General features: G+C 61.3%; 18 protein-coding genes, 1 tRNA gene and 1 pseudogene. 13 read left to right on the forward strand and 7 right to left on the reverse strand.

The genetic code is table 11. The features are described 5' to 3' along the window. Window positions 1–213: 213 nt before the first annotated feature. Window positions 214–582: a hypothetical protein gene (locus AS9A_RS05090; protein WP_013805854.1), complete on the forward strand. Its 369-nt coding sequence runs from the start codon at window positions 214–216 to the stop codon at window positions 580–582. Window positions 583–616: 34 nt separating this feature from the next. Here the strand turns inward: AS9A_RS05090 and AS9A_RS05095 are convergent, their stop codons facing one another. Beyond that, a complete protein-coding gene (locus tag AS9A_RS05095; protein ID WP_013805855.1) occupies window positions 617–1,429 on the reverse strand; it encodes a hypothetical protein in 813 nt (270 codons plus the stop codon). Between the two features lie 255 nt (window positions 1,430–1,684). On the opposite strand from AS9A_RS05095, the gene AS9A_RS22575 reads away from it, so the two are divergent. After that, complete coding sequence (locus AS9A_RS22575; protein ID WP_013805856.1) at window positions 1,685–2,326, forward strand: DUF4232 domain-containing protein; 642 nt, start codon at window positions 1,685–1,687, stop codon at window positions 2,324–2,326. Between the two features lie 16 nt (window positions 2,327–2,342). After that, the gene (locus AS9A_RS05105) at window positions 2,343–2,909 is read left to right on the forward strand and encodes a DUF4232 domain-containing protein (protein WP_049793659.1); all 567 of its coding nucleotides are present in this window, start codon (window positions 2,343–2,345) and stop codon (window positions 2,907–2,909) included. 250 nt (window positions 2,910–3,159) lie between these two features. Here AS9A_RS05105 and AS9A_RS05110 read toward each other — a convergent pair. Further along, window positions 3,160–3,233 (reverse strand) — tRNA-Arg (locus AS9A_RS05110). 447 nt (window positions 3,234–3,680) lie between these two features. Between AS9A_RS05110 and AS9A_RS05120 the strand changes: the two genes are divergently transcribed. The 7 genes from AS9A_RS05120 (at window position 3,681) to AS9A_RS05150 (ending at window position 15,001) form a co-directional block, all read left to right on the forward strand. After that, a complete protein-coding gene (locus tag AS9A_RS05120) occupies window positions 3,681–5,753 on the forward strand; it encodes a cytochrome c oxidase assembly protein (RefSeq protein WP_013805859.1) in 2,073 nt (690 codons plus the stop codon). Between the two features lie 198 nt (window positions 5,754–5,951). Then, window positions 5,952–6,464 (forward strand): single-stranded DNA-binding protein, encoded by a 513-nt coding sequence (gene ssb / locus AS9A_RS05125; protein ID WP_013805860.1) that lies wholly within the window; start codon window positions 5,952–5,954, stop codon window positions 6,462–6,464. Window positions 6,465–6,583: 119 nt separating this feature from the next. Next, window positions 6,584–8,260: an energy-dependent translational throttle protein EttA gene (gene ettA / locus AS9A_RS05130; protein ID WP_041451536.1), complete on the forward strand. Its 1,677-nt coding sequence runs from the start codon at window positions 6,584–6,586 to the stop codon at window positions 8,258–8,260. 3 nt (window positions 8,261–8,263) lie between these two features. Then, window positions 8,264–8,677: an acyl-CoA thioesterase gene (locus tag AS9A_RS05135; protein ID WP_013805862.1), complete on the forward strand. Its 414-nt coding sequence runs from the start codon at window positions 8,264–8,266 to the stop codon at window positions 8,675–8,677. A gap of 95 nt (window positions 8,678–8,772) precedes the next feature. Beyond that, window positions 8,773–13,821: an NAD-glutamate dehydrogenase gene (locus AS9A_RS05140; RefSeq protein ID WP_013805863.1), complete on the forward strand. Its 5,049-nt coding sequence runs from the start codon at window positions 8,773–8,775 to the stop codon at window positions 13,819–13,821. Between the two features lie 83 nt (window positions 13,822–13,904). Next, the gene (locus AS9A_RS05145; protein WP_041451538.1) at window positions 13,905–14,312 is read left to right on the forward strand and encodes an acyl-CoA thioesterase; all 408 of its coding nucleotides are present in this window, start codon (window positions 13,905–13,907) and stop codon (window positions 14,310–14,312) included. After that, complete coding sequence (locus AS9A_RS05150; RefSeq protein ID WP_013805865.1) at window positions 14,309–15,001, forward strand: hypothetical protein; 693 nt, start codon at window positions 14,309–14,311, stop codon at window positions 14,999–15,001. Before AS9A_RS05145 ends, AS9A_RS05150 begins: the two co-directional genes overlap by 4 nt. Before the next feature lie 15 nt (window positions 15,002–15,016). Here the strand turns inward: AS9A_RS05150 and AS9A_RS05155 are convergent, their stop codons facing one another. The 4 genes and pseudogenes from AS9A_RS05155 to AS9A_RS24860 all read right to left on the reverse strand — a co-directional run. After that, a complete protein-coding gene (locus tag AS9A_RS05155; protein WP_013805866.1) occupies window positions 15,017–15,418 on the reverse strand; it encodes a globin in 402 nt (133 codons plus the stop codon). Between the two features lie 61 nt (window positions 15,419–15,479). Beyond that, window positions 15,480–16,421, reverse strand: a complete 942-nt coding sequence (locus AS9A_RS05160; RefSeq protein WP_013805867.1) for a mechanosensitive ion channel family protein — start codon at window positions 16,419–16,421, stop codon at window positions 15,480–15,482. Window positions 16,422–16,457: 36 nt separating this feature from the next. After that, entirely contained in the window at window positions 16,458–16,751 is a 294-nt protein-coding gene (locus AS9A_RS24855) for an ABC transporter substrate-binding protein (protein ID WP_013805868.1), read from the reverse strand. 112 nt (window positions 16,752–16,863) lie between these two features. Further along, window positions 16,864–17,013 (reverse strand): annotated as a pseudogene (locus AS9A_RS24860) (ABC transporter substrate-binding protein); the annotation flags it as partial. A 161-nt stretch (window positions 17,014–17,174) separates the two neighbouring features. Between AS9A_RS24860 and AS9A_RS05170 the strand changes: the two are divergent. The 3 genes from AS9A_RS05170 (at window position 17,175) to AS9A_RS05175 (ending at window position 18,651) form a co-directional block, all read left to right on the forward strand. After that, window positions 17,175–17,864, forward strand: coding sequence for an HNH endonuclease (locus AS9A_RS05170; RefSeq protein ID WP_013805869.1), 690 nt, complete (start codon window positions 17,175–17,177; stop codon window positions 17,862–17,864). 69 nt (window positions 17,865–17,933) lie between these two features. Then, window positions 17,934–18,182 (forward strand): aa3-type cytochrome oxidase subunit CtaJ, encoded by a 249-nt coding sequence (gene ctaJ / locus AS9A_RS25045; protein ID WP_013805870.1) that lies wholly within the window; start codon window positions 17,934–17,936, stop codon window positions 18,180–18,182. Continuing rightward, complete coding sequence (locus AS9A_RS05175) at window positions 18,082–18,651, forward strand: DUF5130 domain-containing protein (protein WP_237707877.1); 570 nt, start codon at window positions 18,082–18,084, stop codon at window positions 18,649–18,651. Before ctaJ ends, AS9A_RS05175 begins: the two co-directional genes overlap by 101 nt. Window positions 18,652–18,719: 68 nt before the next feature. Here the strand turns inward: AS9A_RS05175 and pepN are convergent, their stop codons facing one another. Next, a complete protein-coding gene (gene pepN, locus AS9A_RS05180) occupies window positions 18,720–21,290 on the reverse strand; it encodes an aminopeptidase N (protein WP_013805872.1) in 2,571 nt (856 codons plus the stop codon). Between the last annotated feature and the right edge of the window lie 106 nt (window positions 21,291–21,396).

The raw sequence follows: 21,396 nt of genomic DNA on the forward strand, positions 1-21,396 counted from the left end.
GGGTCAGGGCCGTCCGGATATCCGTCGGACGCACTGATTCCACAGTAGCTGGATGTGGCGGGGGATACCCAGATCGCGGGTCTAAAAACCGGGATGCCGGGTATCAAGCACCTTGAGCGACGATGGGATGGCGGTGGGAGCATGACTGGGCAGTGTTTGGGGCGGCGACCGGATCCGTCGCGCGGGGCACGCTTCGCGGCGTGGAGTGTCTGCGTGGCGGCACTTGCGAGCGCCTGTAGTGACGGCAAGGCTGAGCTTGGTGGCCCGGCGCCGTCGGGGGTCACTGGAATCCCAGTCCCGGAGCATGCCGAGAACACTGCGATAACTGTGTGGACGTTGCCTGAAGCCGATTACGAAGATCTGATCGGGTGGTTCGACAAACACTTGCCCGCGGGGGAGAGATTGAATGATCTCGAGTACTGCGTCAAGCAAGAACTAGCCACCATGACGGCGTGGCATTGGTGGGAAGCCGCGGCGGAAGAAGGCTCACCCCGCGAATGGCTGAGCGTCATCCTTTTCGATGAAGAGCCGGCACGGGTGGAGATTTCCCAGACCGACGACGGTGATCCGCGGTGCAAATGAAACTCAAGCGAAACGCGGAAACGTCGCACGCTGCCTAGTGCTTCTCCTTGTCGCGACGCGCGTCGGTATCGTCCGCCGACGGGTCGGCAAGATCGAACTTTCCGGCCAGCGCCTGCTCCACGGCGATCTTGGCTCGTACGGCTGGTTGCCGAAATCGCTTCTCCCGGGCTTCTGCCCGGGCTTGTTTGCGCGATTCTGGTCGGTAAAACCAACGAGCCCATGGTGCTGCCGGGCGACTGAGCCTGATAGCACCGACGAGTAGGAGTGGGGGCAGGAACAGGCCGAAGAGCCCACTCCACACTTTCCCCTTGAGCAACGTCACGGCAGCGAGTCCGTATTGAACGGCTAACACACTGATCGAAATCGCGAGGACAGCCGCCGTGCGTTGCTCGTCGTACCTCGCGAAGTCGCCCGAGAGACCTAGCGGATGGATCCCGAGCACGAACAGGACGGTGATCGCGAAAGCCACGAAGACCGCGTCGATGCTTTCGCGTCCCTCTTGCGTCCAGTAGTCATCGCGGAGGTGGAGAAGCATCGCGAATTCGTCAAGGACGAGCGCAGCACCGATACCGAAGAGAGCGGCGAGGATGTTGTCCGTGACGGACGTGTCGTAGCTCGCGGATGCGATTAGCAAGAATCCGGAGATGAGCATCATCACGAGGCCGAACACCGAGTGGTGGATGTGCAGCCCGCCTGGTGTCACGTTGCCGGGCCACCATGACACCTGCGCGCGGATCATCCTGGTGCTGAAGCGGATAAACAAGAACGTCAGCGCGAACGCCACCATTAGGAAGAACAGCGGCAATCGGCCGCTATCGACGATTCTCTCGGTGAACCAATCAGCCATCGAAGACCGCGACCTCTCCAGAGCGAGCCGATCGCCCGACACGGGCCCGGCCATGCGACCTTAAGCCAGGAGTCGTGGTCGTCGGCTCGCAACGCATCCCAGTCCGGTAACGATAACGCTGTTCAGCCTCCCGGCGGGCACCGAGATCAAACGAGGCGAACCGTTCATTTCAGACGCAGATGCAGTGCCGTGCGAGTAAGATCACATTCATTTCATTCAGCTGCTGCTGGCGGGCTGGCAACGGATGGAGGCGTGATGATCGCACGAACCCCACGACAGATTGCCGCAGCTTTCGGCTGCGCGCTCGGCCTGGCACTCACAGCGTGTACGACCGTCGTCGAGGACGAACCCGCGACGGAGCCCGGCACGAACGGCGAGCAGACCGAAGCGCAACCAAGTCCAGAGACTACAGACGCGCAAGCGACGACCCCGGTTGAAGAGACTCCAGCGGGTCCTGCCCACGGTGACAGGTGCCTGACAGACGAACTGGACGTCGAGATTGGTGGCCAGGATGGTGCGGCTGGCTCGACAACGTACACATTCGTATTTACGAATACGGGCGATCGCACGTGTGTGATGCACGGGTTCCCGGGTGTCTCCTACGTGACGGGGGAGGGCGGCTCGCAGATAGGACAGGCCGCCGAGCGCAGCGGTGACGCCGGCGAGGCTGTTGACCTTGCGCCCGGAGCGCAGGCTTCGTCTGAAGTCGAGGCGGTAGACGTTACCAACTACCCAGATGATGTGTGCGACCAGACTGAGGTTGCTGGTTTCCGGATCTACCCACCGAATGACTTCGACTACCTCTTTGTCGCGAATGAAACCACTGCGTGCGCCAACGCCACCTCGGACGCGCATCAACTCGATGTCAGCGCCGTCGTGGCCGGCGCCGGTGAATAACAACGGAGGTCGCGAAATGACGCGGAGAACGCAAACGACTCACGCAAGTTATGGCGCGGCCGCAGTGCTGCTCGCTGCTACTGCGCTCACTGGATGCGGCGTGGAGCAAGCGTCCGAGGGACTAGACCTGGTGAGCTCGTCGCAGTCACTAGCAGGATGCACGACAGGCGAGCTCGAGTTAAGCCTCGGCGAACCACAGGGCGCAGCGGGTTCAACTGTCTATGATCTTATATTCACCAACATCGGGGAGGAGGCCTGCGCACTCCAGGGCTTCCCGGGAGTGTCGTACGTGACAGGGCCCGACGGCTCTCAAATAGGTCGCGCAGCCGAGCGCAGCGGGTCGACAGGCGGTTCGGTTTCGCTCGACCCCGAAGGTCAAGCCTCCGCCAGGATCCGCGCGGTCGATGTCGAGAACTATCCGTCGGATGTGTGTGACCCGATGGAGGTGGCCGGCTTCCGCGTCTATCCACCCAACGATTATGACTCTCTCTATGTCGCAAACAGCGCCACCGCATGCGCCAACGTCAACAGCGATGCGCACCAACTCGACGTCACGACGATCGTGCCAGGAGTTCAGGAGTAGGTGAACCAACATTGCCGGATGGGGCGGTAACCCGGATGGGCGGTAACAGAGTGCAAGGCTCGGAACCCGCGCCCTGCGACGGTTTCACGCTGGGGTCGATCTGCATTCCCGCGTTCTTAGGGCCGTGAGGGTTAGTAGCTCGGCTGCGGTCAGCGTCCCGACAGGCTGCTCGGCCCGGCGCGTTCACGGGCCCGATTCACACTTCCGACACGCTTGATTCATGTGTCGGAAGTCCCCTTCGGAAACTAGGTGCCCCCGGCAGGACTCGAACCTGCGACCTAGGGATTAGAAGGCCCTTGCTCTATCCACCTGAGCTACGGAGGCGTGACACGTCACCCGCGACGCCTGAGAGTGTAGCGGAGTGAGCACGGCGGGCGGTGTGCCGAGCGTCGTTGTGTGCCGACGCGTCGCGTGTGGGCCTTGGTGAACTTCGCGACGTCACCCGTGGTGCTGAGAGTGCCGAAACTTGATGCCGTCATACCGGAGACACGGCCCGCGCTGTCCTGATCGGACGTCGTGATATCGAGTTGGATGGCTACGAATTCCCCGACCGCTGTCCCCGGGCGGGCAGTGCTATACACAACGTTAGTCTGACTGTTCCTCAAGTTCGGAACCGGCTACGCGTGCCTCAGTGGTTGGTTCCGACGCTGACGTGGTCCCGGCGTCTGAGTCAGCTTCGCTATCCGCCGCATCGTGGATATTGTGACCTACGTCCTTCGCCATCGATCCGCGGTTCGCGCTGGCAGTCGGTCTCCCCGTACCCTGTCTGCCATGGCGAACGCTGAATCTGCGGCTATGTCGGCCGGGTCGCTCGACAGTGCTGAGAGCGAGACTCCGGATCAGCCGATCGACGGGCAGTCCCGGTTGGGTCTCGCAGCAGTGGCGGGGATGGCGGCCTTGATTGCTGCGCTCGTCGCAGCTGGGTTGGCGAGCTTGTCGGCAACCGACGCGCTGGTCCTCCTCGGCATTCCTGATCCGGGTGTTGCCACTCGTTATGGGCTGCCTGCCGTGCAGTCAGTGGGGTATGTGGCCGCAGTAGTGGCCATTGGATGCGCTTTGCTGGCGGCCTTCCTAGTGCCGCCGCAGTCCAGCGGGGTGCTTGATGTTGGCGGTTATCGCGCGATGCGCGTGTGCGGCGGTGCCGCGGCGATCTGGGCGGCATGCGCGTTTCTCATGGTTCCGCTGACATTGTCCGACGTTTCGGGGGCGGGATTCCTTGAGGCCGTCAGACCCGAGAACCTGTGGCCAAGCCTTCCGCGCGTCGACACGGCGCTCGCGTGGGCCTGGACCGGCGTGTTCGCTGCCGCGCTGGCAATGTTGTCGCGCGCTGTGCTGCGCTGGTCGTGGACCCCCGCCCTGCTCGCGTTGTCGTTGTTCACGCTGATGCCACTGGTACTGACGGGCCATTCAGCGTCGGGCGGCAGCCACGACGTAGCAACGAACAGTTTGTTCTGGCACATCGTGGGCGCATCGCTCTGGATGGGCGGGCTATTCGCGGTGCTCATGCATGCGTGGCACGGGGGCGAACATCGTGCGCTCGTGGTGCGGCGCTATTCGCTGCTCGCCGGGATTTCTTTCGCAGCCGTTGGGCTGAGCGGAATTGTCAATGCGTTTGTCCGCATCGAGCTAGGCGATCTTCTAAGCGACGCATACGGCAGGATCGTGCTGGTTAAAGCGGTTGCGCTGGTTGTACTCGGTGTTTTCGGCTGGACCCAGCGCCGACGCGTAGTGGGCGTCCTTCATCGCGATGGTCGCGCGCGAACCCCGTTTGTCACACTCGCCATCGCCGAGTTCTTCATTCTCGCGGCAACGTTCGGGCTTGCGGTGGCCCTTGGCCGAACGCCGCCCCCCGCTCCGTCCTCCGTCCCGACGCTGATGGAGGTAGAACTTGGCTACAACCTGGAAGGTTCGCCGACTTTCGCGCGACTGATGCTTGACTGGCGTTTCGACCTCATTTTCGGGACGCTCGCGATAGTCCTCGCAGTTTTATACGCATTCGGGGTCCGGAAGCTGAATGCGCGGGGTGACGCGTGGCCAATCGGACGCACGATTGCGTGGCTGTCCGGCTGTGTTGTTCTTCTTATCGCGACCTCGTCTGGGATCGCGCGTTATGCGCCGGCAATGTTCAGCGTTCATATGGGCTCCCACATGCTGCTGTCAATGCTGGTTCCGGTACTGCTGGTGCTTGGTGGCCCCGTCACTCTGGCGCTTCGTGCGCTAAAGCCAGCAGGCAAGGGGAGCGTCCCAGGGCCGCGGGAGTGGATTCTCGCTGCAGTCAACAGCCCGGTTTCGAGATTCCTCACCCAGCCCGTGATCGCCGCGATCCTCTTCGTTGCGGGCTTCTACGGTCTGTACTTTGGCGGCATTTTTGACGCTTACGTGGGCAGCCATGCGGCACACATCCTGATGAATCTGCATTTCCTCCTGAGCGGTTACCTTTTCTATTGGGTGGTGATCGGTGTGGACCAGTCGCCACATCCGATGCAGCCGCTCGCAAAGCTCGGTGTGCTCTGGGCGACGCTGCCGTTCCATGCGTTCTTCGGTATTGCACTGATGAATATGGAGACCGTCATGGGTGGCTGGTTCTACCAGCAACTCAACTTGCCGTGGGTCCCTGACCTTTTAGCGGACCAGCGAGTTGGTGGCGGTCTGGCTTGGGGTACCGGTGAAATGCCGCTGATCATCGTCATGCTCGCACTACTTGTGCAGTGGTCGCGTACTGACCGGCGATTTGCGCGTCGAATGGACCGTGTGGCGGACAAGGATGACGACGCGGCGCTCGCGGCCTACAACGCGATGTTCGCCGAGTTGGCCCGCAAGGAGGCGGAGCGGCAGGGCAGGTAGCCCCGCGTCCTAACACATGCCCCTGACAAAGTCCGGTCGCAATACGAACGAATTCACCGGTTTTCCACAGGTTGCGGGGTTGTCCACAATTCGGTTCTCGGTCCCCCGCGAGCATTCATGCCGCGTCATCCTAGTTTTAGCGACACTTTCGCGCTTACAGACCGCCGGAAGGCGGCCGAACAAACCAGGAGAAAAGGCATGTACGAGAGTTACACAACCATCGTGGGCAATGTCGCTAGCAACATGAACCGACGCCTAGTTGGCACCCGCGGTGACGAGGTGGTGAGTTTCACCGTGGCGTCGACGACCCGAGTGTTCGACAGGTCGAATGCAGAGTGGAAAGACGGAACGACGCTGTTCGTCCGCGTCAGCTGCTGGAACAGGGCCTCACATCGCGTCATTGCGAGTCTGATGAAGGGTGATCCGGTGATCGTGCACGGCGATCTTCATACCCACACGTATACGGACAATGAGGGTCAGCAGCGAATGTCACTCGAGATGCGAGCGCGCGCGGTCGGGCCAGACGTCACCCGGTGCATCGCGCAGATCGATCGTCGCGCGCCAGCGAAGACTGAAGACAAGGTGACGCCGGACCTTACTGTGGAGCAACGCGCAGAAGATAGGGCAGAGGCTGAGCCGCACGAGGATGCGAGTGAGGGTGAGGGCGACGAGCGTGCTCTGAGTGAGAGCGGCATCGCAGTCGCTGCCTAGCGAATCGTGGGCGGCGAGGTAGGGGAGAACGGCCAACTGCGCTAACCTGCAACACGGTAGTTTGGGTGACGCATGAGGCCGTTCCCGCTGCAATGCAGGACAACTTTCGAGAGGTAATTGTGGCTGAGTTTATCTACACCATGAAGCGCGTGCGGAAGGCGCACGGTGACAAGGTCATCCTCGATGACGTCACCCTGGCTTTTCTCCCCGGCGCCAAGATTGGTGTTGTCGGGCCCAACGGTGCAGGTAAGTCAACTGTACTGAAGATCATGGCGGGACTAGAACATCCCAGCAACGGTGACGCGTTCATCGCGAATGACAAAACTGTCGGCATTTTGCTTCAGGAACCACCGCTTGATGAATCGAAGACTGTTCGCCAGAACGTCGAGGATGGTCTCGGCGAGACCAAGGTGAAGCTCGACCGGTTTAACGAGATCGCCGAACTGATGGCAACCGACTACTCCGATGAACTGATGGAGGAAATGGGAAAGCTCCAAGAGGAGCTTGACCATGCCGATGCGTGGGACATTGAATCCCAGCTGGAACAGGCGATGGATGCGCTTCGGTGTCCGCCCGCTGACGAGCCGGTCACCAAACTCTCCGGTGGTGAAAGGCGCCGTGTTGCGCTGTGCAAGCTGTTGCTGAGCAAGCCGGACCTCCTGCTACTCGACGAACCCACCAACCACCTTGACGCTGAGAGCGTGTTGTGGCTTGAGCAGCACCTCGCGAACTATTCCGGCGCGGTCCTTGCGGTCACACACGATCGCTACTTCCTTGACCACGTCGCCGAGTGGATTCTTGAGCTAGACCGCGGCAAGGCATACCCGTATGAGGGTAATTACTCCACGTACCTCGAGAAGAAGGCCGAGCGACTCGAAGTCCAGGGCAAGAAGGACCAGAAGCTCCAAAAGCGCCTCAAAGACGAACTCGCCTGGGTCCGGTCGGGAGCGAAGGCGCGACAGGCCAAGAGCAGGGCGCGGTTGCAGCGTTACGAAGAAATGGCGACTGAAGCGGAAAAAACGCGGAAGCTCGACATGGAAGAAATTCAGATCCCTGCTGGGCCACGCCTCGGCAGCGTCGTTGTCGAGGTCAACAACCTCGACAAGGGCTTCGGCGACCGGATGCTCATCAAGGATCTGTCGTTCACTCTGCCGCGTAACGGCATCGTCGGCGTGATCGGCCCGAACGGTGTTGGGAAAACAACCCTGTTCAAAACGATCGTCGGGCTCGAAGAGCCGGACTCGGGAACGGTCAAGGTCGGCGAGACGGTCAAGCTGAGTTATGTTGATCAGCACCGTGGCGGTATCGACCCGAAGAAGACGGTGTGGCAGGTCGTTTCAGACGGACTCGATTACATCGAAGTCGGGAACACCGAGATGCCTTCGCGTGCATACGTCAGCGCTTTTGGTTTCAAGGGGCCGGATCAGCAGAAGCCGGCTGGCGTGCTGTCAGGTGGCGAGCGCAACAGGCTCAATCTCGCGCTCACCCTGAAGCAGGGTGGCAACCTGATCCTGCTGGACGAGCCCACTAACGACCTGGACGTTGAAACACTCGGTTCCCTTGAGAATGCTCTCGAGCAGTTCCCAGGCTGTGCTGTCGTGATTTCCCACGACCGGTGGTTCCTTGACCGGACCTGTACACACATCCTCTCGTGGGAGGGTGACGACACCAACTCCGCGAAGTGGTTCTGGTTCGAAGGGAACTTCGAAGCGTACGAAGCGAACAAGATCGAGCGGATGGGGCCTGAAGCTGCGCGTCCACACCGCGTCACGTACCGGCGCCTAACGAGAGACTGATTTGTGGCCGACACATACAAATGCCAGGTCGAGGTCCGCTGGGGTGACTCCGACATGCTCGGGCATGTCAACAACACGAAGTTCATCGAGTATGCGCAGGAGGCGCGCGTACGTTTCATCGCGGAGAACTTTGGGCATGCCTTCACCGCAGGCAAGGCAGTAGTGGTTCGACACCTCGAGGCGGACTTTGAGCGTCCACTCTTCACCGAGTCGGGTCCGGTCACCGTCGAACTCGAGGTGCTCACAATCGGAACGAGTTCGTTCACTATCCGCCACCGTGTATTCGATAACGCAGGGCAGCGGGCTGGAGCGCTAACCGCTGTGCTGGTGGCATTCTCGACGACGTCGAATTCATCACGGCCACTGGAGCCTGCCGAGCGAGAAGGGCTAGAAGCGTACCTAGTTACGGAAGAGTAACGAGCCTGCTACAGGCAATATTGCGTAACTACACCCACAAGTAGGGAATCGCTAATAGCCTCGTGAGCGTTGGTGCTGCGTCAGGAAGGTAAGCGATGACGGATTCCCACGTCCATTCCACTACCGGGACCTCCGCGGGTGCGGATGCGCCTCAGGAACAGCCCTCCGATGCGGATATCGCTTCGCGTCTCGAGCAGGACTCGTCGGGAGACCGGGATCTCACGCGCCTGTACCGAACGTACTATCGGCAAGACGCTGTCCCATCCGATATCGGCGGGGCGCAGCAGCCCGCGGAGGGCGAGGCGGCGGACGATCATCAGCGCCGCGCCTACCGCCTGTTGCAGCGCCACCGGGAACTCGCAGCGCGCAGAACCCCCGGTACCCCGGCGGTGTCGATCTCTGCTGACGACGCGCGCACCGGCAACGGTTCCGGTCAGTCGAACGCATCCGTCCTCCAGATTGTCACCGACGATGTGCCCTACCTGGTGGAGTCCGTCACCGCGCTGCTCGGCAGTGTTGGGATCAGTGTGGAGCAGATTGTTCACCCAGTCCTGATCGTGCGGCGAGACCACGATGGAAACCTCGCCGAGGTCCTTACCGACCGCTCCACATTCGACAAGCCCGACGACGCGCTCGCTGAATCATGGATGCACCTTGAACTCACCGGTACCCCGCCTGAACTGACACAGCAGATCACCGACAGGGTCACGAAGCTGCTTGGCGATGTTCGCCAGGTGGTTTCGGATACCTCGACGATGCGAAGCACGCTCGCTGACATCGCGACGGAACTGGAGTCCGGCCGTGGGATCGGCCGGGCGGAGGCCTCGGAAGCGAACGAATCAGCCGGCCTCCTGCGGTGGCTTTCGTCCGGCAATTTCAGGGTCCTCGGCTACCGTCGGTATGAAGTCACCGGGCGGTCCGAGTCTGGGCCTGACCTCAGCGTCGTGGACGGCAGCGGTCTTGGTGTGTTGCGTTCACCCGAAATGACGGACCTACGGTTCCGCCTCTACAGTGACGCGTCAGAGGCGCAGCGGTTGCTGGTTTTCGCTCAGGGACAGGCACCCGCGATGTCTCTGCGCGTTGTGTACCCGTTCTTCGTCTGTGTACGCATCTTCAACGACGACGACCAACTTATTGGCGAGCATCGCTTCCTTGGCATTTTCACCGTGACGGGGCTGCACGAGAACGTCCTGGACGTCCCGGTCCTGGCGAGTCGTGTACAGGAAGTCCTGCGAATGGCGGGGCACTCGCCCGATTCGTTCTCTGGTCAGTCGATGCTGGAGATCATCCAGTCGTACCCCAGGACTGAACTTTTCACTGCAGACGTACAAACCCTCTACAAGACAGTGAGCGAAGTCGTCGCGATCGGCGTGACACGCGAGCTCAGGTTGTTCCTACGGGCAGATCCCAACGGAAAGTTCGTGTCCGCATTGGTGTATATGCCGCGCGACCGGTATCGCACAGGGGTGCGCCTAGAGATGCAGTCGATTCTGCTGAAAGAGTTTCAGGGTTCGACGATCGACTACACGGCCCGCGTAACAGAATCTGTCGTGGCTCAGGTCCACTTCATCATCCGCATACCAGATGGGTGGACCGGCGGGCATGCGCCTGACGTGTCCGAGGAAGCCAGGCAGCGTTTGCAAACAACGCTCGGTGAAGCTACCCGCAGCTGGGAGGACCTGCTTGCCGATGAGGTCGCTCGGCAAGAGCCCACCGCGCACGCTGGACGTGCCAATCGCCACGCCGGTGCTTTCCCGCAGTCGTACAAGGCTGACTTCGAACCGGTCCGGGCGATCTCCGATCTCAAGCGCATAGACCGTCTGGAGCCTGGTGGTATCGCTATCGCGCTCTACCGCAGGGAGGGTGCAGGCGATGGCCGGTGGCAGTTGAGCCTTTACTTGAACGGCGAGAGTGTCTCATTGAGTCACGTCCTGCCGGTAATGCAGAGCATGGGCGTGGAGGTGCTCGATGAACGTCCGTACCGGCTGACCCGGTCTGATGGGGCAGAGATCTGGATTTACGATTTCAGCCTGGTCGTCGACTCCGAAACCCTGAAAACCGCCGCCGTTGCCGACCTTGACGGGGCCCTGCCGACCATCCCGGAATTCACGGACGATGGTGTCGTTCACAATGACCTCGAGCGTCGCTTCACGGAAGCGTTTGCCGCCCTGTGGGACGGACTGGCGGAAGCGGACCGCTTCAATGAACTGATCCTGCGAGCCGGGGTCAACTGGCGCGAAGCGACGATGCTGCGGGCCTATGCCCGATACCTGCGCCAGCTCGGGTTCCAGTACAGCCAGTCACATATCGAGGATGTATTGCTCGAACATTCGGCGAGCACCTCAGCACTCGTGGCGTTGTTCGAAGCCACGTTCGATCCGGTGAACCACTCGCGTGAGCGCGCTGAAGAGCTCATTACCCAGATCAACGATCACCTCGACAAGGTGGTTAGTCTCGATGCGGACCGGATCCTTCGCGCATATCTCAGACTGATTCGGGCGACGCTCCGTACGAATTACTTCGTCGCTGCGCGCGACGATATCGATCCGACTGCGGGCAAGAGTCGCTACCGGGAGGTGCTGTGTTTCAAGTTTGATCCCCGCGACGTGCCGGAGATCCCCAAGCCCCGGCCTCGCTTCGAGATTTTCGTGTACTCACCTCGCATCGAGGGCGTGCACCTCCGATTTGGTGAGGTCGCGCGTGGCGGACTGCGCTGGTCGGACCGCAGGGAAGACTTCCGGACCGAAATCCTCGGCCTCGCGAAAGCGCAGGCCGTCAAGAACGCCGTCATCGTGCCAGTCGGTGCGAAAGGCGGGTTTGTGGTCAAGAAGCCGCCGGCAGTGTCAGGTGATGCCGCCGCTGACCGCGACGCTTTCCGCGCGGAAGGTATTCGCTGCTATCGCCTGTTCATCTCGGGACTTCTCGACGTGACAGACAACCTTGACCAGACATCCGGCGCGGTGATTTCGCCCGCCGACGTGGTGCGCCAAGATGGGGATGACACGTACCTGGTGGTGGCGGCGGACAAGGGAACCGCGACCTTCTCTGACATCGCGAACGAGGTCGCGGGCAAGTACAACTTCTGGCTCGGAGATGCCTTCGCATCCGGCGGTTCAGCTGGTTACGACCACAAAGTCATGGGCATCACTGCTCGCGGAGCGTGGGAAAGCGTCAAGCGCCACTTCCGTGAAGAAGGGCTCGACACTCAGAGCGAAGACTTCACCGTCGTCGGCGTTGGTGACATGAGCGGTGACGTGTTCGGCAACGGCATGCTGCTCAGTGAGCACATCCGCCTGGTGGCCGCGTTCGACCACCGTCATGTCTTCATCGACCCGAACCCTGACGCAGCATCGTCGTTCCGCGAACGGCAACGCATGTTTGAATTGCCGCGGTCCTCGTGGGCGGACTACGACACATCGCTCATCAGTGAGGGAGGTGGGGTGTGGCCGCGCAGCGTGAAGTCCATCCCCATCAGCCCAGAAATCCGAGACGTGCTGAAACTGCCTGCGGGGCTAGATGAGTTGTCACCGCCGGAACTCATTAGATCCATTCTCCTCGCGCCGGTCGATCTGCTGTGGAACGGCGGCATCGGAACCTACGTCAAGTCTTCGGAAGAGACGAACGCTGATTGTGGGGACAAAGCCAACGATGCGGTGCGCGTCAACGGATCTGACCTGCGGGTCCGGGTGGTCGGTGAGGGAGGCAACCTCGGTCTCACGCAGAAAGGCCGCATCGAATTCGCCCAGCGCGGCGGTAAGGTCAACTCGGATGCGCTCGACAACTCTGCGGGTGTGGATTGCTCCGACCATGAAGTGAACATCAAGATTCTTCTTGAATCACTGGTTAGTTCGGGCGATCTCGCCCCGTCCGATCGCAATGGCTTACTCGCGTCGATGACGGATGAGGTGGCGGAACTCGTCCTCGACGACAACCGCATGCAAAACGAACTGATGGGCACCAGTCGCGCCAACACGGAGTCGCTGCTGCCCGTGCATGCCCGGCAGATCGCCGATCTCGAGGCGAACCGCGGTATGGACCGCGAGATCGAGGCGCTTCCGGACGAAGGAGAGATCGATCAGCGGATCAAACGTGGGGAGGGCCTCGCGTCCCCGGAGTTGTCGACGCTGCTCGCGCATGTGAAGCTAGCGATCAAGTCGGACTTGATGGACAGCGAACTGCCCGATCATGAGATTTTTGCCTCCCGGTTGCCCGAGTACTTTCCGGAGCCGCTGAGGGAACAGTACGGATCGGCGATAAAGCAGCATCCACTCAAGCGCGAGATCGTGACGACAATGATCGCCAACCAGACGATCGACAATGGGGGTATCACCTTCACGTTCCGCCTCCTTGAGGATGCTGGCGCAAACACCACCGACTCGATCAGGGCTTTCGCGGCGGTGAACACGATTTTTGGTATGACCGAGCTTTGGACTCAGATCCGCACAACAGACATGCCGACCGAGGCTTCTGACACACTCATACTGGGTAGTCGCCGTCTTCTCGACCGTGCCTCGCGGTGGCTGCTCGCAAACCGTCCGCAACCCCTGGCAGTGGGCGCGGAAATTAACAGGTTCGCTGCGACTGTTCGTGAACTCGGCCCGAAGGTCCCCGGGTGGCTGCACGGAAACGACCTACGTTTCCTCAAGTCCCGAACCGAGGATGCTGTCGCTCAAGGCGCTCCGAAGGATCTCGCTGCACGAGTCTACGGGCTACCGCACGAATACTGTCTGCTAGATATCGCGGAAGTTGCTGACCTCTCCGAGCATGAGCCGACGGAGGTTGCAGAGCTGTACTACGCGCTTACCGCGCACCTAGGCATTGATATGCTCCAGGGCGCGGTCTCGCGGCTTGAGCGCGGCGACCGGTGGCACGCCCTCGCCCGACTGGCGCTCCGCGATGACCTGTATGGTTCGACAAGGGCGCTCTGCCTCGACGTGCTCGAGAACGCGGAACCGGACGAAAGCGCGGCAGAGAAGATCGCCGAATGGGAGTTGTCCAACGCTTCCCGCCTGGAGCGGGCGCGCACGGCTCTCGCCCAGATCGCGAATTCAGGCACACTGGACCTCGCGACGCTGTCGGTTGCGGCGCGCCAGGTGCGGAGCATGGTCCATTCACGAAGCGTTAGGTCGGAGGCAAGCAGGTGACACAGGCGGGGGAGCGGCAGCACACGGCTTCAACGAAGGCTAGCGGCGCCCCCGCCTCGCACAATGGCGGCAACGTTTTTCGCGTGGCAGTTCCGGTCAGGTGGTCGGACATGGACGTCTTCCAGCACATCAATCATGCGCGAATGGTGACGCTCCTCGAAGAGGCGCGTATCCCGTGGCTGCTCACCCCCGACCGTCCGACAGCTGAACTGGGGCAGGGCGCCGTTGTGGTTGAGATGAAGGTCCGCTACCGTGGCCAGCTTCGCCACTCCGACGGTCCGTTGCAAGTCGACATGTGGGTTGAGCGACTACGCAGCGCGGATTGGACGATCGGCTATGAAGTCCGGCCACATGGCGCTGAGAACGGTGTTCCGGCCGCGGTGACCGCCTCGATCCAGTTAGCCGCCTTCGACATCGACACCCAGCGGCTGCGCAGACTAACGACCGGGGAACGGGCATTCTTGGCACAGTTCCTCCACACCGTGAAATGACGCAAATTACCGGCGGCGGAGAACGTCACCTTGTCCTTCGTGGCAGATCATCGCGTGCTGACCTCGGTGCGTTCCTCACCCGTGCTCTGCGCCTCGATGAATCAGCGGTCATCAGGTTCCGTAACCGCGGCGAGGGACATGTCGCGGCATGGGTCAATACGGGGCTCGACGTGCTTGCTTCGCGCACTATTGAGGGACAGGCCACGCCGACCGACCTCATCACGGCGGCTGACCATCTGCTGCAGACGTTGCGGCAGACTCGGAGCGGAATCATCCAGGCTGGTTACAGCATGGACTCCGCGTGGCGCGGTGCGCTTCCACCGGAAGGTGGCTACAGCCACGTAGATGACGTGCCGGCTCACGTCCTTATCGAGTTGGCGCAGCGGGGCGCTGACCTCGCTCGTGAACACAGCACCAGTCAAGGAACCCCAGGATCGTTGCTGGACCAGGAAGTACTCACGGTTCGCGGCGAAGGCGGGACAGCCGCCGTCACAATGCGAGCAGTTTTCGCGATGACCGGAATGGGTTTCATCCCGAAAGCAGACGAGGACCCAGCGACTGGCACGGCGGGAACGGTCGATCCGAACGAGATCGTCCGGGTCCGGGCGCGATCGACGTGGGTGCGCATCGACGCGCGGTTTGGTTCCGTCGTGATCAACCGGTCGAAGATTCCGCTTTTCGTGCGCTGACGGCTACTTCGTGAGTCAGAACGGCGAGTTGACCAGCGAATTCGCCGCCATTTCCATGTAGTCGAGCAGTTCCTTTCGCCGAGCGTCGTTGAGCGTCTCGGGCTCGATCGAAGCGATGGCGATTCGCATGCAGCGTAGCCACGCGTCGCGCTGCAGCGGACCGATCTCGAACGGGATATGCCGCATCCGCAGCCGAGGGTGGCCGCGCTCGTCCGAGTATGTACGGGGGCCGCCCCAATACTGTTCGAGGAACATTCGGAACCTGCGTTCAGCGGGACCAAGATCTTCCTCCGGATATAAAGGGCGAACTATTTCGTCCTTCGCCACTTCCTCGTAGAAGCGCGCCACTATGCGGCGAAAGGTCTCCGCCCCGCCCACCGCGTCGTAAAACGTCTCGAACTGCTGCTCGCTTGCCATCACTCTCCATCATGCCTGTCTTGAGGCCGCGCCGCGAAACGGACGCGAGACCGCGCCACCGTCACCCTTGTGCGGGTACCGTGCCCTTCGATGCATCCGTTGCCTCCGGCGGCGCGTCGTGCGTGACGATATCGGCGTCAGCCAGGTCAGACAGAATCCGCTGAGTGAGGTAGCGCTGGACTCCCCACTGCGAGCCTGCCCGCACTGTTGCGGTCACACGAATGGTGACCGTGTAGGCGGTAGTCGAATCCACCCCGAGCAGAGTTGGAGTCTCCAGCACGTCATCGCGAATAGCATCGTCCTTCGCGGCGCTGAGCGCTGTTTGTTCCGCGATGCGAGTGGCCTTCCCGACATTCACGGGCCGTGCGAGGGCGATATCGACGACTGCCACGGCGTAACCCTGGCTATGGTTGCCGACTCGCAGCACCTCGCCGTTCCGCACGTACCAGACGGTTCCGTTGAGCGCCCGCAGCGTGGTCACACGCAGTCCCACGTGCTCGACAGTCCCGACAGCCTCACCGAAGTCGACGATGTCGCCCACGCCGTACTGGTCCTCGAGCAGCATGAAAATCCCGGAAAGAAAGTCGCGAACCAAACTTTGTGCACCCCAGCCGAGTGCGATACCGATAACACCGGCGGAGGCGATGAACGGCGCCACGTTGATACCGACGATCGTGAGAATCGTCAACGCAACCCATGTGAAGAGCATGAGAGTAACGGTCGACTTGAATACTGACGCGATGGTTTTGCGCCGCTGGGCGTTGCGCTCATCCCGCCGTGCCTGATCGAGAACCCGCACATCGCCGTTTCTGCGCACAGCGGCGGGCAGGATTCTGCGGCCGCTGCGCCTGGTCGCGCGGTCGATGAGGCGGTGTGCCACCCATCGCAAAATCAGAGCGACAACGATGTAGGAAGCGGCCTCGATCGGCTTCGCGATGAGCCACTCCCGGCTCGTCTCGGTCCATTCGAAAGCTTCGGTCACATTTGTCAGCACGCCGACCATGGTACGTACCAGGACGACGATGTCACGGCCCCGCTACTAGCCTTCGTGAAGGATCTTTTCGATGTCGTCGAGGACTCTCATCCCGCCGAGTGGGCCCACTCCTGCGATCCAGTACGCCTGGTCAACGAGATGCAGTCTGGGGAACTGGGCGACGCTGTTCGTGACCACAGCGGGAAGGGTGCCAGAGTCGTCGGGAGTGGGGGATGTCACGACGACAAGGTCGGCTTCCGCCTGTGCGACAAGCTCGGGTGAGATATCGACTGAAATTTGGCCCAGCCCAATCTCGGTCCGGTGTTGTGAAGCCAGCGCATTCGAGGGTACTGCCAGCAAAGGACACCGGTCCGTAGAGCGTGAGAATGTCCTCGCGAGGCCTGATGAGTTGTGCGGTCTGCCCCTCCGTGCCGAACTCCTCTCTGATCTCGGCGCAGCGGTCGTCATAATCAGCGAGAAGGCGACGGGCTTCGTCGCGCCTATCGAGCGCGGTGGCCACCAAGTCCACGTTCTCTTGCCAGGGATCGGACTGTGAGGCCATGAAGACGGTGGGGGCGATGGCCGACAGTTGATCGTAGAGTGTCAGGAAGACCGTGCCCATGGGACGCTCGTGGAACCGTCACCAAGAATTCACACACTCTTCCCAGGTCTTCCTCCGGAAAATTGCTGCGCAATCGCGGTCCGACAGTGTTCACTTGGGGCAGTGTCGCGGTCGCCGTCTGGCGGTCTCTGGCGAACGATTCACAGCACGGGAGGCCTGAGATGGCGAAGAGGAGTTCCAACAAGGTCCACCATCGACAACTCGTGCCCGGCGTCACCCCGAACGAGTGGGTGCCACGGGCTAATCACGGTGACCATTTAGCGATCGCACACGAGTCACCCCCACCCGCAGAGGCAGTGCCTGAGGCGCAGCGCCGTGCACCGATGCGGGGCTGGGCGGCACGGCGCGTACTGTTGCTCAACGCCAGCTATGAACCCCTCACCACCGTTCCGGTCCGTCGCGCGCTGGTTCTCATGCTGCGAAATCGGGCGGAAATGCTCCACTCAGATCCGGCGGGCACAGTCGTCCATTCAGCGGGACGCCAATTGTATGTGCCCTCTGTCATCAGGCTCACCGTCTATGTACACGTCCCTTACATAGCTCGTGTTCCCCTCACGCGCGCGGCCCTGATGCAGCGCGATCGATTCAGGTGCGGCTATTGCGGCGCAAAAGCGGACACGATTGACCATGTAGTCCCGCGCAGTCGCGGTGGCGAGCATGTCTGGGAGAACTGCGTCGCGTGTTGTGCGCGCTGCAATCACAAAAAAGCCGATCGGCTGCTGAGCGAACTGGGCTGGTCACTGCGCACCATTCCGCGGCCTCCCGCCGGACGGCACTGGTACCTGGTATCGAAGATCGACACCTTCGACCCTGTATGGGGGGATTACGTTCCGGCGCTCGAGAGCGCCTGATTGCGACTTTTTGCCGACCCGGCGACAAATCCATGAGGCGCTTCGACTACCGTTTTAAGGGTGAGCCCTATGGAGACCATCCTTGTATTCGTTGTCATTCCCGCAGCGATTTATTTCCTGCTGGGCGTGATACCGATGATGAAGAAGCCGCTTCGTCCCGAGCCGTACCAGCTCGGTGATCCCTGGCCTTACGGACCGGTGTGGTGGAGTGCCGTCGATGAACATGGCCACGGAGGCCATGGAGGACACGGTGGACACGGCCATCGCCCCGAATCCGGAGCGCACCCGATTGGAGGATCTGCAAGTGCAACGTGGTGAGATTCTGGTTCCTGCAGCACCAGTAGTCGAGAATCTTCCGCTGGGAGCGGCGCAGACCTCGAGCGGACGCATTTCGGCAGTCCGGTTCCTCGACGAGCCAGTCGAGAAACTCCCGTTCGATAAGGACGACCTCATCCGGCTTGATGACGCATTGACCTTCGGTACTCGCACCACCGGAGTCAAGTTCACCATTTACCTCGGGGAGCTTGGCGATAACGCAAATGACCGGGCGTTCGATCTGCTGGACAGCCTTGATGATCCTGACCACAGTGCGCTGATTGCGGTGTCACCAGGTGAACGAAAGATCGAAGTAGTGTCCGGTGCTGCAGTGGTCGGCAAGGTTGGCGACCGTATTTGCCAGCTCGGTGTCACCGCCGCTGTTCCCGCGTTCCGCGAAGGCAAACTGATCGACGGCCTCGTTGCCGCCGTGAAGGTGATGTCGGCGGCGGCCCGTCCCGTCGGTCACTGACCTCTCGCACGCTTCACTTGAGGTGGCCACTCTCGTCTGAGGGTGGCCACCTCAAGTGTGTCGGGAGGTTACTTCGCGTCGAACTCGCGGGCCCGCAGTGACCGTTCAATGCCTGCCCGTCCCTCAAGGACCAGTCGGCGCAGCGACGGCGGGTGGTTACCCGCCAGGAAGTCGTCCGCCTTGCGCAACGCCTCCTTGTTAATTGCCCATGAGGGGTAGAGGCCGATCACGATTGTCTGGGCAACCTCGCTGGTACGCGTCTTCCAGATCTCCGGAATGACCTCGAAGTATCGGTCAACGAATGGGCTGAGCAGATCCGCCTGACCGGGCTGTGAAAAGCCGGCGATCATCGCGCGGGTGATCGTGTGCGACAGCGTGGGATCGCTGACCACGCGCGACCAGACGAATGCCTTCACCGCTTCCTGTGGGCGCATCGCTGCTGCCTGGGCACCCTGCCTGGCTCCAGCCGCCGTCGCGTCACGGTTGACCTCCTCGTCGATCATGGGAGACTCCGGACCATCACCATCGATGACACCAGCCGCGGCGAGCGCCTGGATAAGACGCCACCGGAGATCCGTATCAACAACAAGCCCGCGCAGACCTTGAGAGTCGGGTGCGCCTTCGAGCACGGCCGACAGAACCTGCGTGTGCTGGGGTGACAACTTCACAGTGGTCAGGGCGTTGACGTAGGCAAGCTGATGATCTGAGCCTGCCTCTGAGGTGCGGGCGAGGTCGAGGAGCCGATCTGCGAACTCCGGCCAGCCTGACTCCGTTGCCCAGCCCGGTTCCGCGTAGGACGAGATCGCTGTGGCAGCCTGCAGCAAAAGCCGCTGCACGACTCCGATCTCCGACTCTGTTTCGAGGCCGCGCTGCACAAGCGCGATGAAATCGCGCGCGCGCATTTCCGCGTTTCGTGTCATTTCCCATGCGGCAGACCACGCGAGCGTTCGGGGGAGCGGATCCGCTATGTCGCCGATCCTCGATATCAGTGTTGACAATGAGTCTTCGTCGAGCCGAACTGAGCAGTATGTGAGGTCGTCATCATTGACAAGGATGAACTTTCCGCGTGGCACGCCTGTCAGCTCAGGGACATCGGTTGATTCACCATCGATATCGAGCTCGACACGGTTGACGCGGGTCAGCTTTCCTGAACCGTCGTCGTCGTACACGCCGACTGCCAGGCGGTGTGTCCGGGTCTCACCAGCTCCAGGCTCAGCACCGGACTGTCGCACCGCGAATGCGGTGAAGGTGCCGTTCTCGTCGACTGAGAATTCGGGACGCAGAGTGTTGAGCCCCGTCGTCTTGAGCCACTGTGCACCCCAGTCCGAGAGGTCACGCCCCGAAGCTGCCTCGAGCGCGCGCAGCAAGTCGGAGAACGTCGCATTGCCGTAGGCGTGCTCACGGAAGTACGAGCGCAGGCCTTCGAGGAAGCTCTCGAGCCCGACATAGGCAACGAGCTGCTTGAGGACACTCGCACCCTTCGCGTACGTGATGCCGTCGAAGTTGACCTCGACCGCTTCAATGTCGGGGATATCCGCAGCGACGGGGTGGGTGGAGGGCAGTTGGTCCTGGCGGTAGGCCCACGATTTCTCGACGTTGGCGAAGCTTGTCCAGGCGTTCGTGTACTCGGTTGCCTCTGCTTGGCAAAGCACCGAAGCGAAGGTCGCGAATGATTCATTCAGCCACAGGTCGTCCCACCATTCCATGGTGACGAGGTCGCCGAACCACATGTGCGCCAGCTCGTGGAGCACGGTTTCCGCGCGTCGTTCGTAAAGGTAGCGCGTGACGCGACTCCGGAAGACGTAGTCCTCGAGGAACGTCACGGCACCTGCGTTCTCCATCGCACCGGCATTGAATTCGGGGACGAATAGCTGGTCGTACTTTCCGAACGCGTAGGGGACTCCGAAGTTGGCGTGATAGAAACCGAAGCCCTGTTTGGTTTCGGTAAACAGTCGGTCGGCGTCCATGTGTTCCGCTAGGGAGCTCCGGCAATAGATGCCGAGGGGGATCTCACCGTGCTCGTCGTTGTACGCGTCGGACCACTTTGCGTACGGTCCAGCGATGAGGGCTGCGAGGTAGGTGCTCATCCTGGGGGTGGTTACGAACCTGCGGGTGAGCCCGTCCCGGGTGGCCTCCGCCCCGTTCGAAATGACTTCCCAGTGTTCTGGTGCCGTAACGGTAAATTCAAATGTCGCTTTGAGATCGGGCTGATCGAAGCAGGCGAACATGCGCTTCGCATCTGCTGTTTCGAACTGTGAGTAGAGATAAACCTCATTGTCAGCGGGATCGACAAAGCGGTGCAGGCCCTCGCCTGTATGTGAGTACTCAAAGTCGGCATCAATCTCGAGGAGGTTCGAGTCAGCGAGATCATTGAGCGGCAGGCCGCTTGATTCCTCGTACGCCGATGTGTCGAGAGCAGACCCATTCAGTGTCGCACTGTGGATCTTCGCAACTATCAGGTCGATGAAGGTCGAAGCCTTGGGTGTTGCCGAAAACCGCACCGTGGTTTTTGTCCGGAATGTGGTTTCCCCTGGCGCGCCTGAGCCATCCGTTAGTTCGATGTTAATGGCGTAGTTGTCGACTTCGATGAGTCCGGCGCGGGTGCGCGCCTGTTCGCGAGTCAGGTTTGGTGCAGCCACGTGAGATGCCTTCTTGTTGGGGACTGGTGAGTGTTCATCCCATCATGCTCTGATATGTGCTTCTCGGCACGCGTCCGTGCGGGCGTGGCGCTCTGACCGTGCGCAG

The sequence above is a fragment of the Hoyosella subflava DQS3-9A1 genome, from assembly GCF_000214175.1.
GTDB classification, from domain to species: domain Bacteria; phylum Actinomycetota; class Actinomycetes; order Mycobacteriales; family Mycobacteriaceae; genus Hoyosella; species Hoyosella subflava.